The 13,803-nt window shown below is 67.7% G+C and carries 10 protein-coding genes and 2 pseudogenes; 3 read left to right on the top strand and 9 right to left on the bottom strand.

Annotation, left to right across the window (positions count from 1 at the left end; translation table 11 throughout):
• Positions 1-313: pseudogene (locus AB0M26_RS26425) on the top strand (hypothetical protein); the annotation flags it as partial.
• A 185-nt stretch (positions 314-498) separates the two neighbouring features.
• Here the strand turns inward: AB0M26_RS26425 and AB0M26_RS26420 are convergent.
• From AB0M26_RS26420 to AB0M26_RS26400, 5 genes are all read right to left on the bottom strand, one after another.
• Positions 499-1,227 (bottom strand): DUF305 domain-containing protein, encoded by a 729-nt coding sequence (locus AB0M26_RS26420; RefSeq protein ID WP_365264633.1) that lies wholly within the window; start codon positions 1,225-1,227, stop codon positions 499-501.
• Positions 1,224-1,871: a DUF3105 domain-containing protein gene (locus AB0M26_RS26415; RefSeq protein WP_365264632.1), complete on the bottom strand. Its 648-nt coding sequence runs from the start codon at positions 1,869-1,871 to the stop codon at positions 1,224-1,226. Before AB0M26_RS26415 ends, AB0M26_RS26420 begins: the two co-directional genes overlap by 4 nt.
• A gap of 434 nt (positions 1,872-2,305) precedes the next feature.
• A complete protein-coding gene (locus AB0M26_RS26410; protein WP_365264630.1) occupies positions 2,306-3,733 on the bottom strand; it encodes a carboxylesterase family protein in 1,428 nt (475 codons plus the stop codon).
• 184 nt (positions 3,734-3,917) lie between these two features.
• Positions 3,918-5,348 carry an HAD family acid phosphatase gene (locus AB0M26_RS26405; RefSeq protein ID WP_365264627.1) on the bottom strand — a complete coding sequence of 477 codons (1,431 nt, stop codon included), beginning with the start codon at positions 5,346-5,348 and terminating at the stop codon, positions 3,918-3,920.
• 48 nt (positions 5,349-5,396) lie between these two features.
• The gene (locus AB0M26_RS26400; RefSeq protein ID WP_365264626.1) at positions 5,397-5,702 is read right to left on the bottom strand and encodes a hypothetical protein; all 306 of its coding nucleotides are present in this window, start codon (positions 5,700-5,702) and stop codon (positions 5,397-5,399) included.
• A gap of 592 nt (positions 5,703-6,294) precedes the next feature.
• On the opposite strand from AB0M26_RS26400, the gene AB0M26_RS26395 reads away from it, so the two are divergent.
• Positions 6,295-7,761, top strand: a complete 1,467-nt coding sequence (locus tag AB0M26_RS26395; protein ID WP_365264624.1) for a hypothetical protein — start codon at positions 6,295-6,297, stop codon at positions 7,759-7,761.
• Positions 7,762-7,950: 189 nt separating this feature from the next.
• Here AB0M26_RS26395 and AB0M26_RS26390 read toward each other — a convergent pair whose 3' ends face one another.
• Positions 7,951-8,301 carry a hypothetical protein gene (locus AB0M26_RS26390; protein WP_365264622.1) on the bottom strand — a complete coding sequence of 117 codons (351 nt, stop codon included), beginning with the start codon at positions 8,299-8,301 and terminating at the stop codon, positions 7,951-7,953.
• A gap of 149 nt (positions 8,302-8,450) precedes the next feature.
• Between AB0M26_RS26390 and AB0M26_RS26385 the strand changes: the two are divergent.
• Positions 8,451-8,746, top strand: a pseudogene (locus AB0M26_RS26385) (IS5/IS1182 family transposase); the annotation flags it as partial.
• A 68-nt stretch (positions 8,747-8,814) separates the two neighbouring features.
• On the opposite strand, the gene AB0M26_RS26380 reads toward AB0M26_RS26385, so the two are convergent.
• From AB0M26_RS26380 to AB0M26_RS26370, 3 genes are all read right to left on the bottom strand, one after another.
• Complete coding sequence (locus tag AB0M26_RS26380; protein WP_361006217.1) at positions 8,815-9,243, bottom strand: VOC family protein; 429 nt, start codon at positions 9,241-9,243, stop codon at positions 8,815-8,817.
• 1,014 nt (positions 9,244-10,257) lie between these two features.
• Positions 10,258-10,437 (bottom strand): hypothetical protein, encoded by a 180-nt coding sequence (locus AB0M26_RS26375; protein WP_365264620.1) that lies wholly within the window; start codon positions 10,435-10,437, stop codon positions 10,258-10,260.
• A 324-nt stretch (positions 10,438-10,761) separates the two neighbouring features.
• On the bottom strand, positions 10,762-13,581 hold the full coding sequence (locus tag AB0M26_RS26370) for an AAA family ATPase (RefSeq protein WP_365264618.1): 2,820 nt from the start codon (positions 13,579-13,581) through the stop codon (positions 10,762-10,764).
• Between the last annotated feature and the right edge of the window lie 222 nt (positions 13,582-13,803).

Raw genomic sequence — 13,803 nt, 5'->3', positions numbered from 1 at the left:
ACCCATGGTCGCTTCCGCTGCGACCGACCGGATCGTGCCCGAGGCCATGGTGCCGTTCCGGGTCGATGAGCGGAGCGCGCAGGACAACCTGCGCGTTTGGGCCAAGTCCCGCTGGTTCGCGCCGAACAGCCTCAAAAAGGTGGGCTCCGCGGAAACCTTGCACGGGACGTACGTTCCGCACTGGACGTTCGACGCTGCCACCGAGTCCTCGCATACAGGCGAGCGCGGCGAGGAGGAAACCACCGGCAGCGGCGACGACGAGAGGACCACGGTGCGTTCCGGGGGACCATCGGTGCGGCGGCGAGGCAGGTGACTGTCCGGTTAGTGGTTGCTTCAACTCAAGCAATCCGGCGACGCTGTGGAGCAGACCGACTCCCGCGCGGCCCCGAGGTAGACGGCCGTTGGGCCAGCACAGCTCCCCCACTCAAGTGCACTTTGTTGAAGTGCCCGGCCGACGGGAGAAGTCAAGGCGGAGCCGGCCTTCAAGATGGTGGATCCTCAGTGCTGTGGCGCAGAGTTCCGCTGTCTCAGCATGTCGACCATCAGGTGTGTCTCGGCCTTCTGGGCGTCGAGCATCTTCCGGGCGAGAGCCTTCTCCTGCGGCACGCTGCACAGGTCCGTGCAGCCCCGTGCCATCGCGATACCACCTTTGTGGTGAGTGGTCATCAGCTGCAGGAAGAGCACTTCGGCCTGCTTGCCGCTCGCTTTCGCCAGCTGCTCCAACTCCGTCCGGGTGGCCATACCGGGCATCGGTGAACCCTCACGAATTTGGTGACCGCCAGGATCCTCGTGGTCCTCGTGGTCCTCGTGGTCCTCGTGATCGCCATGGCCCTCACTCCTCCCGGAAGTCATCCAGGCCATCGGTACTGTTCCGGATGCAACCTTCGGCAGTCCCCACAGGTCCAGCCAGCCCAGCAGCATGCCGCGCTGGTTGGCCTGGGTGTTGACGATGTCGTAGGCGAGCCCCCGGACCTCCTCGTCCTGGGTGCGGTCGCGGACGATGAAGGACATCTCCACCGCCTGCTGGTGGTGGACGGCCATGTCACGGGCGAAGCCGGCATCGGCCGAGTCCGGCGCGGGGATGGCCGCCGTGCCGTCATGTCCGGCCCGGTGGCTGTCGTCGCCGCCCGCGGACACGACAGCGCCCGCACCCGCGGACGCCAACAGCAGCACCGGCACGGCGGCCGTGACTGCGAGCCCGCGGGCCCTGGTCCAAGTCCGTTTCATTCGGCCAGTCCGCCCGTGCAAGTGGCTCCCGGCTCGGGTGTCTGCGGGCCCTGCGCGTACTTGGTGAGGAACTGGTCCACCCGGGGATCGTCCGCTCCATCGACCGTCACCTGCTTGCCCCAGGCGGTGAGCATGATGGCCCCGGCCTGGTCCTTCACCGGGCTCATCATCGCGTACGAGGTCCTGGCGACCTTGTCCTCGAGCTTGTGCACGTCTGCCGCTGGGGCCCTGTGGTTGTACGTCACCCACACAGCGCCGTGCTCCAGCGAGTGCACGGCGTTCCCCTCGGGGATCGGCTTGTCGTAGACGTTGCCGTCGCAGTTCATCCACCGCGGGTGGTGGTCACCGCCAACCGGCGGCTTCATCGGGTAATTCACGGGGGTGGTGAGGTGATTACGTCCGAGTTTCCTGGCGTCCCAGGACTCCTCGCCCCTGATGGGCTCATCGGTCGCCGCGGCGTTGTCCTCCGGATCCTTCGCCGCCTGCTGGGCGGTTGGTTCCCTTTTCGCCGGTGCTTGGCTGACCGCGTGGGTGCCAGGGCTGCCGAGCGTCCCAGGGCCGCTGACCGAGGCGGCCCGGACTGCCGCCGGGGTCTCCGCCGGAGCAGCCGGTGCCGGGGTGGCGAGGGCTACGAGTGCTGCCATGGCCGTAACGGCGGTCAGAGGGCTGATGACGGAAGAAACCCCGATGGCCACGGCCCTCACCTTGCCTGCGTGCACAACGCCCCCTCCTGGGTCGGTCGATCTCTGTCGATCTACGCGACGGCCCGGATTCGGTGGCCGTCACCGTTACCTCACCGCTGGTCAACGGCGCAGACACCAGACCGGACACGGGTGTCCTGTTCAGCTTGACCCGTTCAGCGGCTGAATCGCCCGTAGCACGAGGAATGCGAACCGGGGGCAGCAGCGCCGGCCGGCGGCGGAGGCAGCACGCGCAACCGGAAGGACTTCATGCTGGACCCCCGTCATGCGGGCGGACAACACGCGGACGGCACGGGCAACCTCGTGTCGGTCCGGTCTGCCATGCGGTGCCCAGGTCCCGCTCGCTGATTTCGTCCGGTGTTGTGCGCCGAGCGGTGCTATGCAGGAGCAGTGCGGTCCCAGATCTGCCGGGATGCTTCCAACGGGTAGGCGGTATCGGCGGGCGGGAGGTTCCAGAGCCTGGTGGTCTGCTGGTCCAGGGTGAAGCGCGGCCATCCTGGGTCGCCGTGTGTGGCGAAGGAGGTCCAGGCGGTGCGCAGTTGCCCGGACAGTTCACCGAAGTCGGGGGGCGGTGGTGAGCCCAGGAACCGAGTGGCGAAGCGGCTGGTGGCGTTGCCGAAGGTGAACGGGATGTCGATGCCGTGGGCGGCTCCCAGTGTGGCGCCTTCCCAAGTGAAGTCGTACAGCCAGGTGCGGCCCCCTGCGTGTGCGTGGGCCCGGGCGACCCGGGTGGTCGGCATCCGGATGAGCGCGTCGGACAGCAGGACCGTGAACAGGTCTGTGTCGGTGAGCGTCGGGTAGGCCCGGCGGTACGCGGTGCCCGCCGGTTTGCCGAGGCCGAGGGCTTCGGCGACCGCCCCCAGATCGACTCCTGCGGCGGGAAGCGGGCCCTGGCCCCGGTACTCCTCGTGCGTGAACCCGCAGACGAGATCGACATCATGGCCCGTACCTGCTTCGAGGGCGGTCCAGGGCTGTCCGGTCACCAGGTCGTCATCGACGACGGGCCCGAAAGCGGTGAAGCCGTCTGTGCGGCCGCGCAACGGAGTGTCCTGGAGCGCCAGGAGCGCCTCGGGCGGCAGGCCGGCCAGCCCGTCCCATGTCGCCGGGACCCCCGCGGCCTGCGCGATCGTGGCAGTGACCGTTTCGGCTTCTTCTCGGGTGCGGGCACCTGCCGGGATGCTTTGGGCGATTGCTCGTCGAAACAGGCCCCGTGCTGCCGGTGCGGCCATGAGAAGGACGGCGGAGGAGGCTCCGGCGGACTGTCCGAAAACGGTCACATTGCCGCCGTCACCGCCGAAGGCGGCGATGTTGTCCCGGACCCATTCCAGGGCAGCGACCTGGTCGAGCAGCCCGCGGTTGTCCGGGACACCGGGCAGGTGTCCGAAGCCCTCGAAGCCGACCCGGTAGTTGAAAGTCACTACGACGACTCCAGAGCCGGCGAGCGCGGTTGCGTCGTAGTGAGGCATGCCTGCCGAGCCGTGCTTCCACAGGCCCCCGTAGATCCACACCATGACCGGCAGGCCAGCCGCACCCGCGTCGGGGGTCCACACGTTCACCGTTAGGCAGTCCAGCCCGTCGCCGGGCCGCCACATCGCCGGGGCCCCCGGCGCCGGTGCCAGCTGCGGGGGCGCGGCCCCGAATGCGACAGCGTCCCGGATCCCGTCCCAACGCAGTGGTGGTGCCGGTGGCCGAAATCTCAGCGGGCCTTCGGGCGGCGCGGCGAAGGGGATGCCCTGGAAGCACACGATCCCGGCCCGGCTGGTCCCGCGGACCATGCCCGCGGACGTCACCACCACTGGATTCATGCGGTCCTCCCAAGCCAAGGCGGTCTCCTGGCCACGACAGGCCAACGCGATCTTACGACAGGCACCAGCGAGAGCCCCTTGCTCATTCGGCCCAGGTTGCTCGATCCGGGGTGTGCCAACAGTTTTTCGCAAAGCGACCAAGGCGGCCCACGGGCGGGGCGGGCGGCCTCCCGCCTTGTTCTCATCAGGACAACTTCCCGTCATAGTCGGGGAGTTTGTACTGCCGTTCGGCGTGGCCGCCCTGGAAATCGGTCGGCGTGTTACCGATGTTGGCGATGATCGTGTAGCCGAGGTTCTCGATCTCCAGGCGTTTACCGAGCTTCAGTTCGCCCTTTGGGGTGCCCAGTTCCCGGACGTGCGGGTTGTACAGTCCGTCGACCGGATAGCCCTCGTGCAGCAGGTTGTGCAAGGTCAGGGCGTTCGCCTCTGCGGGCCGGTGGGTCACGAACATGACGTCCACCCCCCGGGATCTGGCGAATGCGGCCAGATCACGCATCTCGGGAATGGCCGGTACGGGATGTGAGGGGTTGTAGTGCGTCTCCAGTGATGTGTTGTCGATGTCGAGCACGATCGCGAACTTCTGCTGCGTGGGTACGCGCGTGCGCTGGTCGATGTAGGTGCGCGCCTCGGCGACGACCGGCACAAGATCGCGTCGCCAGGTGTCGTAACCCGGCGCGTCCGAACCACCGGAGGGCCCTTCACGGATCAGTCGGGCGAGATCCCCGAAGCCCGGGACCCCGAGTGCGTCCTTGATGAGGTAACTGCCGCCGGACGTCAGAGGCTTCAGGCTGAGTTTCGTTCCTCTCTGCCATCCGCGCAGCGCCTGCTCCTCCACCTGTTCCGCCTCCGCCTCCGTGATGTCCCACACGGAGCCGAGGCCCTTCTGCCCGGCGCCCGGCACGTCCGTTTCCTGATGGAGGAGATTCCTCAGCGGATGCCAGTTCCGGCCCCGTACGAAGCCGCCCGGATCGAGATGCCTGGTGCCGCTCATAGCGCTTCTCAAAGCCTGCGGGACTCGGAGGGATGCCCGCCCGCCGGCGCCGGCGAGGGTGGTCGGCATGCGTGTCCCGGCACCGAATCCCGCGCGGGCAGCGCTGCTGAGGGCAAGGCGGCTGCCCGCACGGAAGCTCGCTGTGAAGACGATCCGGGAGACGCCGAGGACAACCATTTCGAGCAGTTTCGAGATGACCGCACTGATGAAGAACCCGACGATGATCTCGACCACCGTGAAGATGATCAAAAGGACCCAGGACAGGACGTCCCAGATGCGGCACTGTTGCGCTTTCGCCAACTCGTCGGCGTACTGTGCGAGTTGCTTGGCGTATTCGCGCAAACGGCGCGTGTAGTCGTTGAGCTGCACCCGTGTCTCACTCAGATTTCCGGCGGCCCGGTTCGCCGCGTTACCGGTCCACGTCTGCGCGAGCGATACCGTGTTCGTCTGAAAGACGGGCGAACCGTCGATCCGCTGTTGTACGGGGGTCAATCCGGAGAAGGCTTCCCCGGCCCTGGTATCGGCCGTGCTCCAGAAACGGTCGATGGAATCGGCGTACATCTCGTACGCCAGGGCGGCGTCGCGTATCGCCGCCGGATTGCCCGGTGGTTTTCCGCAGGGCACTGTCGTCTCCTCCTCCCGCCTCGACGCCGCCAACGGCGCGTCGTGCGATCACGATTGCTGGAACCGGTCCGACGCCTCCTTCGCCGACGCTTCCGCGGCCTGGTAGTTGGCCGCAGCGCCGCCGATGCGGTCGGCGACATTCGCGAAGAGACTGGAGACCTGGACCTCGGTGGCCCTGACCTCACCGAAGGTCTTCTCGAACTTCGCGTTGTCCTCGTCGTTGGCGAAGGCGCCCAACGCCGCCGATGCGCGCGCCCGCCACGCGTCGGCGACGGCGCCGTGGTCCCGTGCGCCGGCACGGCTGCCGAACGCCACGTCATCCAAGCCGTTCGCGTCCACCCAGTACGTACTCATTGCCACCTCCTGCGAACCCTTGCGGAACATCCTCCGCGGGCACCCATCGTCGGGAGCCAACTCGTGAGTAACATCCGCCACTTGGCCGACTTGTGAGCGGCGGCAACCGGGCAGCCACCGTCCTGGAGACGCCACGCAAGGGCGGTTCGGCAGGGTGGAGAGGCGAGTCCACCTCGACGAGGGCGACGCCGGGGAGCCGGTGCAGGCGGCCGGCACTCGAACGCAGGCTCCTGCCGCGCCCGCCCACGACGCGTACTTCTCGCCAAGGTGAACCGAGCACACCTCGCTGGGCCTATCCACGAAGGGTCATTTCTCGGAGAGCACCCGGGGCCGAATTCAGCGAGCGTTGAGACTCCCCGCCGATGCAGGGGTTGATCCCTTGGTCCCGGGCGGCATTCCGGCGGCGTGGCTGTCCTCGGCGCGACATGTTCCAGGGCCGGTGCGTGCGGCTGATCGCCTCCTGATGCGGGCCAACCGCCATTCCTTGTTTTCGGCTGTTCGGGCGGAGTCGCGTTCCGCCCCATGTCCTGAATGTCGGCATTCTCGTTGGTCGGTCATCCAAAAGCTGATGGATTCACTACAGGAGGCCGGAATGCATAAGCACGGACATAAGGTTGCCGCGGCGGCCATGGTGGTCCTGGCGGCCGGGGGGTGGTCATCGCTGGGCGTGGGAGCAGCATTCGCCGAGGACGGTCCGCGGGCTCGTGCAGAGGGTGGCTCGGCCACAGGCGGCTCCGTGTTTCAGCAGAACTCCGCCCAGTCCAGTCGGCAGAACAACAACTGCGCCAACACCAACGCCGACGATGACGAAGAGCCCCCGATCGTCACGCTGAACGGCGCGCGGGCGTCGGCGAAGTGTGTCACCGTGGACGACTCGTTCAACAAGTTCGTCAGGGTCCATCAGGGCCCGGCGGTCGCCGAGGGCGGTTCGGGTGAGGTCAGTGTGGCCCAGCAGAACACTGCTCAGCGGGGCCGTCAGAACAACAACTGTGCCGACAGCAATGCTCCAGGCCTTCTCACTGTGGACGGTGGCAAGGTCACGGCCGCCTGCATCGACCGGGACCGCTCGCACAACAAGGGCAGCGTGACCAAGACGAGAGGGGCGGCCGCTACGAGTGGCTCCGGGACCGTCGACGTGGATCAGCAGATCGTCGCCCAGGAAGGCCGGCAGAACAACAACTGCTCATCCCCCAACGACACGGAGATCACGGTTACCGGGGGGCGTCTTTCCGGCCACTGTGTGAACAAGGACGGTTCCCTGTCCAAGTACGCCTTCGTCCACGGTGGCGGCGCCAAGGCCGAGGGCGGATCGACCACCGGCACAAACCTCAACACCCAGACCATCGCTCAGGAGGGACGGCAGAACAACAGCTGCGACAACCCCAACGACAGGGACCTCGACCTCGTCAGCGGCCGCGTCGAGGCCAAGTGCCGGAACAAAGATGTGTCCGCCGACGTGCACACCTTCTACCGCGGGCGTGGTGCCGAAGCGAGCGGCGGCTCCGGAACGGCCACGGTGATTCAGCAGAACGCCGCCCAGGAGGGGCGCCAGAACAACTACTGCCACAACCCCAACGGCGTCACCGACGATTCTTCGGTGGAGGTGACCGGGAGTCGGCTGTCCGTCCGCTGTAGCAACAAGGACGGTTCCCTCAACTACAAGGCTCTGGTCAAGGGCGGCGGTGCCCGGGCCGAGGGCGGTTCCAGCACCACTGGCGACATCTTCCAGCGCAACATCGCCCAAGAGGGAAAGCAGAACAACATCTGCGCCAACCCCAACGGTGGCGACGCCACGCTCACCGGCAGCCGCGACCGGACGCACTGTGGCACGACCGACCATTCCGTGAACGTTCGTACCGCGGACTTCGGCGGCGGCGCCGGAGCCGAGGGAGGCTCCAGTGTTCTCGGCCTGTTCCAGCAGAACGTCGCCCAGGAAGGTCGGCAGAACAACTACTGCGCCAACCCCAACAGCCTGACCCTGACCCTGTCCAGCAGCCGGAACACCACGCACTGCCAGGCCACCGACGCCTCCCGCAACTTCAAGTCCGTCAACCGGTAGCCCCGTGACCGGCCGGACAGGTGATGCCACTCACCTCGGAGCATCTGTCCGCCGGCCTCGACAAGAGGCGCCATTTTTCCGGAACCCGGGGGGGCCACGCCCCCGGGTTCCGGACCGAGCGGTCACGCGGCTGGAGCTTCGTACGGTGCTGTGCGCCGAGTACCTCGTCGCGATGGAGGATTCACTGTGTCAGGTCTTCCACAGCTGCCAGAGCCACCAGCCCCGTACGGCGCCATGGCGGGCGTACGCCCCTACCGTGAACCCGAGGATTTGGCCGTAGGCAGCTGTTTCCCACGGGTCGAACGTCAGATCCGGCCCAAGGCCAACCTTGGTGACCGACATGATCCCTATCTCCGCATGTTCAGCCTCGTGGCGGGTGAGCCCAACATGGACACACACGTCCCAACCTTCGGGTGGAGGGGGGATCTGGAGTCCCTTGATCTGGACGTGCACAGTGGAGGTGGGATACGCCGTGTACGAGCCGTCATCAGGGTGGAACGCGTTGATGGGCCTTGACTCTTCCATGGTGAGCGTGGACATACACACCTCCGTAAATTTTCACGGCAGCGTCCAACGCTTTCGAAGGGAGGTTGGTTGCTCGCGCGAACCGTCCAATCCCAGGCGCACAGATAAGTCTCAGGCGACTAGCCCATTTGTGCCACTCGGGTCCCGGTTGCCCGGGTCGCGGCAAGGCGTGGGCGCATTCCGGTGCGAAGGCCGCCGTCGGCCGGGCCACGGTCATCGAGGACAGCGGCTACCGGGGCACCGGCCTGCTCATCCCCTACCGCCGTGAACGGGGGCAGATCGAGTTGCCCGCTTGGCAGGAGGAGCACAACGCCTCCCACCTCAACGGGCCCGCCTCGAACACCACTTCGCGCGGATGAAGGCCTGGAAGACCCTTCGCGACTGCCGTCCGAAAGGCGACGGCGTTCACACCGTCATGCTTGACATCGCCCGGCTGCACAACCTCGCCCTCACGGGTTGACTCCCGCCCCATACGAGACCAGAGGTCCAACACAGGCGGCTCCCCACCTCTCCGGCTCGGGAGGATGCTCAGTCGATACAGAACTCGTTGCCTTCGATGTCCAGCATCGGGATGCACGCATCATTGCCGTCATACAGCGTTCGCACGTGTACCGCGCCGAGCGGGACCAGCCGCGCACATTCGGCCTCAAGTGCTGCGAGGCGCGCTTCACCCACGAGACCGGTGCCGACCCGCACATCAAGATGCACCCGGTTCTTGACAGCCTTCCCTTCGGGGACACGCTGGAAGTACAGTCGCGGGCCCACACCCGAGGGATCTATGCAGGCGAACCATGAATCCCGCTGCTCAGGTGGCTGCGAACGATTGAAATCGTCCCACGTGGCAAACCCCTCCGGTGGCGGCGGTACGACGTACCCCAACACCTCGCACCAGAAGCGAGCGAGGCGCTCAGGTTCTGCGCAGTCAAAGGTGACTTGAAACTTCTTGATCGCTGACATCGGCGCACCATAGCAGGGGGACTCTGCCACTCATTGCCCCAGGCGGATCGACCCACCACCCGTCGCGCCCTGTGCCACCTTGGACACCAAGTGATCAAACCGGACGGACCACGAGAACTCCCCGACTGTGGCGGCGGAATGCCCCAGTGAGCCGTAGGATCCAGCGTTGACCGACCACCCTTGTGCCAACATCCGTGGTTGCGCCACTGACGAAGATCGATGACGACCAGGACCAGCGTGGGCTGTCCGCGGAGGGCCACCAGGCGTGTACAGCGAGCCGCGCGGCCGCGCTGGGTTCGGCCAGCCATCGGTCAGTGCTGCGAAATCCCCTAGGGGTGAAGCGCAATCCAGGGAGCCATGGCAGGCGAGGCGGCCGAGTTGATGCCTAGGTTGATCAGGTCGGGTACGGCCCAGCCTTGGCCGTCCTGGGCCGCGGAGAAGACCCGTTGGTCTCCCTCCACTCCCTTCCAGGCAAGTGTGGGCGCCCCGGACTGTGTGCCGACGGCGGGGCCGTGGCTGGTGAGGATGGCGCCGTCAGACGGAACGGCATGGCGGGGCGCGGACCAGTTCCCCCCGGGCCGGAAGTCTGCGAGGAAGATGCGGGAATCGTCGCGGGTGCCCCGGTAGGCCATGGTCAGGCCGGACTGTGAGGCGATGAGCGATGGGGTGTCGCTCAGCAGTACGGTGCCGCCGGTGACATGCAGTGGTTTGATGTCCGACCAGCCGGAGCCGTCGAACGTCGCCCCGAACGGGGACTCGTCGCCATGCGCCTTCCAAACCCCGAAGACGGTATCTCCGCGTGACCAGTTGGGGAAGCAACGGCAGCCCGCACGGCAGCGGCCGACAATATTGCTGCGTCACCCCGTTCGTCCAAATCACCCCGGACGTCCGGCAGTTCCCGATCACTACGGCGTTGCGGCCTGGCCATGGCGTTCGATCTTCCGATGGCACTTCCACTCCCCCACCGCCGGCGCGCACCGGTCATGCGTGTCCGGAGCCCGGACGCGTTCCGCGCTACAGTCCGATCTGCCATGGGAAGGGCGGAAGCTCCGCCGCGCGGCAGTAGATGTCCAACACCCATGGCAGCAGCGCTGCCACCGGATGCAACCGGGCGCCCTCCAGGCTGGCGAGCTGCCGCACGCTGTGCTGAACACAGCCGGTGATCTCTCTCCCGTCCGCCGTGACCACCGTCACCGCCGACAATGCTCCCTGACAAGGCGTCGGGTCCGCCTCATCAGCCGCAGCGCACCGCTGGGCCATAGTCTCCCGGTCTTCCATCGCCTGCCCCCCTTGGAACCGCACCCGGCAACGAAGCGATGCCCCAACCGGTCCTGTTCACGGAGGAGTTGGGGAAAGCATGGTGAGGTATTAGCAGCACATTGCCTTCGTGCGCTCCTCCAATGCACCATCCGCGCCCCCCACGGCATGGCTGTCCGGGAAGCATCGGACGCGGCCTCTGACGGGGCTCCGCAGTCGACGGCGGAGTCCCCGCGGCGGCGGGCCGGCCAGCGCTGCCGGTCAGCGCTGCCGGGTCATGGCGGTGGCGAGCTCGACGCGCGAGGTGAGGCCGAGTTTGCCGAGGATGCTGGACACGTGCGACTGCACCGTCCGGCGGGAGATGAGGATCCGGGCGGCGATGGCCGGGTTGGAGAGCCCTTGCGCCACCAATTCCGCGATCTTGTGCTCCGTATCGGTGAGAGCCTCCCAGCCGCTGGCGGGCCGCCGCCTGCGATCGGATCGCCTCCTGTGCAGACCAGCGGCCTCCAGCCGCTCCTCCGCACACCTGATGGACCAGTCGGCGCGCATCCGACCGTAGGCGTCGAGCGCTTGGTCGAGCCGGGTCCGGGCCTCGTTGAGGCGACCTGCCCCAGCAAGGACCGCGGCGTAGTCCTCGTAGTACTGGGCCCGGGAGAACACCCATGGGGTCTGCCAGTAGTAGTCGGCAGCGGCGGCGATGGTCTCGGGATCCCGGTCGACCAGCCCCCGGCAGTGGTCCACGATGGCGCGGGACCGCGGTGTCGAACCCGACGTACCCTCGCTGCGTTCCGCATCCGCGATGACTTCCCGTGCCGTGTCGAGTTCACCGAGATCCACGGCCAGCCGTACCAGGTCCACGCCCCGGAAAAGCAGCCCGACGCCTCTGAACGGGCCGAAGCCCCGCCGCCACCCCTCCAACAGGTCGGCAAGCGCCTCGTGTCGTCTGCCCTGGGACTCGAGCCGTACCTCCTTCGCCCAGCGGGGCAGGTACTCGAAGAACGGGATGGTCGGCGACGACGCGGTGGCGGCGTCGGCCTCCGCGATGCGCGCGTCGGCGGTCGCGAAGTCGCCCCGGAACCCGGCGATCAGCGCCATGAGACCGTGGAGCGCCCTGGGCGTCTTGCTGCTCAGGTAGTCCGGCAGCTCCAGCCCGACCCGGGCCTCGGCCAGCGCGTCATCCCAACTGCCGGAATGGAACATGAAGGCAGCCCGGTTGGCATGACACAGCATGAGCATCATGGCCCCACTGCTCTCACCGATTCGCATGCCCTCCCCGGTGGAGTGGTGTGCCTCCTCGGCTCGGTCGAGTTCGAACAGGCTGCGCCCACGGATGAGGTAGAGACCGATGAGGCTGTACGCCGGTACGGCCTGTCCCGGCGCGTTCCGCAGCGCCTGGTCGGCGGCGTCCAGCGCCTCCGCGTAGTGGCTCTGGAACATCCGCACGATCGCGATGGTGAGAAGGGCGTCGACCGTGGCGTAGTACTCGTCGTGCCGCGCGGCGGCGGGGCGGACCTCCTCCGCCACGGCCACAGCCCGTTCCAAATCGCCGAGGCGGAAGAGGCAGGTGGACAGAAAGGCCTGGTACCGCCGGGTCTCGGGGGGCGAGAGGCTTCCCGAGACCAGGGCGTCCCCGGCCCGCTGCGCGGCGCGGTCCGGGCGACCGCAGGCGATGTCCGCCTGGGCCACGATCCAGAGCAGTTCGCTCCGCTGTGCCGGATCGTGGATGTGCGGCAGGACCCGCTCGGCCAGCGGTTGAACCTCCGGGGCGCGGTCCGCCCACAGCAGTGCCGACGCGAGCAGGCTCGCCAGGCGACCGGCTTGTTGGCTCCCGGGCCTGGCAACGTGCAGTGTGTGCTGCAGCAGTTCGACGGAGAGACTCGGCGCGCGCAGGGTCAGCACCGCGGCGTGGTCGGCCACCCAGTCGACCAGCGCCTCCCAGCCCCCATCGGCGCTCATCAGCAGATGTTCCGCGACGCGTTCCACCGGGGCACCGCTTCTGGCCAGCGCACGGCCCACGGCGCTGTGCGAGGCGGCGCGCGCGGGGACCGCCTCGTACAGCGCCTGCCGGATCAAGTCGTGGCGGAACACCAGCCGTTCGCCTTGTTCTCTGAGCAGGCCGTAGCGGACGACTTCGGTGATCGAGTCCACCAGCTTCGCGGCCCGTTTACCCGTCACGGTCGACAGCTCGGGAACGGTGAAGCCCGAGCCGAGCAGCGACGCCGTTCGCAGAACCTCCAGCCCCTCGGGAGACACCCAGTCCAGCCGCCCCACGATCGCGGAGCCGAGCGAGGCCGGTACGGCGGAGGTGTCGGCCTCCACCGACCCCTGCATGATGCGGATCGCGTGCTCCCGCTCCAGAGCACCGAGAATCTCCGTGACATAGAGCGGATTGCCCGCCGCGTCCCGCAACAGCTCTCGCAGCGTGGGCCCCGCGGGCGCGCCGAGCAGACCACTTACGACCTGGGACACCGCGTGCTCGCCGAGCGGCCCGACCTCCACGAGCACGGCGCCGCGGCCGATGAGACTGTGACGCAGCTGCTCCAGCTCCTTGCCGGCCGCGGCGGGGCGGGCTGCCGTGATCAGCACCAGAGGCAGGATGGGGAGGGACTTACCGAGCTGGTTGAGCAGGACGAGCGTGCCGTGGTCCGCCCACTGGAGGTCGTCGAGCATCAGTGCCACGGGGCCAGCGGAGCACCAGTCGTCGAGGAGGGCGAGGATGGCCTCCACCGTTGCGAAGTCCGCTTCGAGTCCCGGGAGGCCGTCGGGCCGCTCCTCGCCGCGGATCTGCCCGGCCAGCGCGCGCAGCTGCGGGTCGGCTCGGGCCGTGTCGATACCGAGGCACCGCCCGATCGCGGCGAACGGAAGACGCTGCTCCAGCTCTTCCGCCGACCCGTACAGCACCCGTAGCCCGGTCTCCCGCGCACGGGACGCGGCTGCCTGCAGCAGCGCGGTCTTGCCGATCCCCGGTTCGCCTTCCACGAGGACGGCGCGACCGAGTCCGGAGGAGGCCCTGGTGATGGCGGTGTCCAGCTCCCGCAGCTCCTGGGAACGTCCTGCCAGCCCGGTTGGTGCCACTCCCATGTCGCCCACCGATCCGCGTACAGATGCCGGAGCCTCCGCCGCCCGTCACAGCGGCACCTACCCGGCATCTCTCCCAAACATCATAAGTCTCCTGCTTTTCACACATCGCTCAAAGGTCCACGGCTGGGCACTGAGCGTGAGGGGGTGATCACAGGGTTCGCCGGTGGCCGGTGAGCCGTGTGCTGCGCCCCCGCGAGTGGCGTGGCCGGGGATGCCTCAAGG

The organism is Streptomyces sp. NPDC051776 (genome assembly GCF_040681345.1).
Lineage (GTDB): Bacteria > Actinomycetota > Actinomycetes > Streptomycetales > Streptomycetaceae > Streptomyces.
The sequence above is the reverse complement of the archived record's forward strand: the minus strand, read 5'-3'. Positions and strand labels throughout refer to the sequence as shown.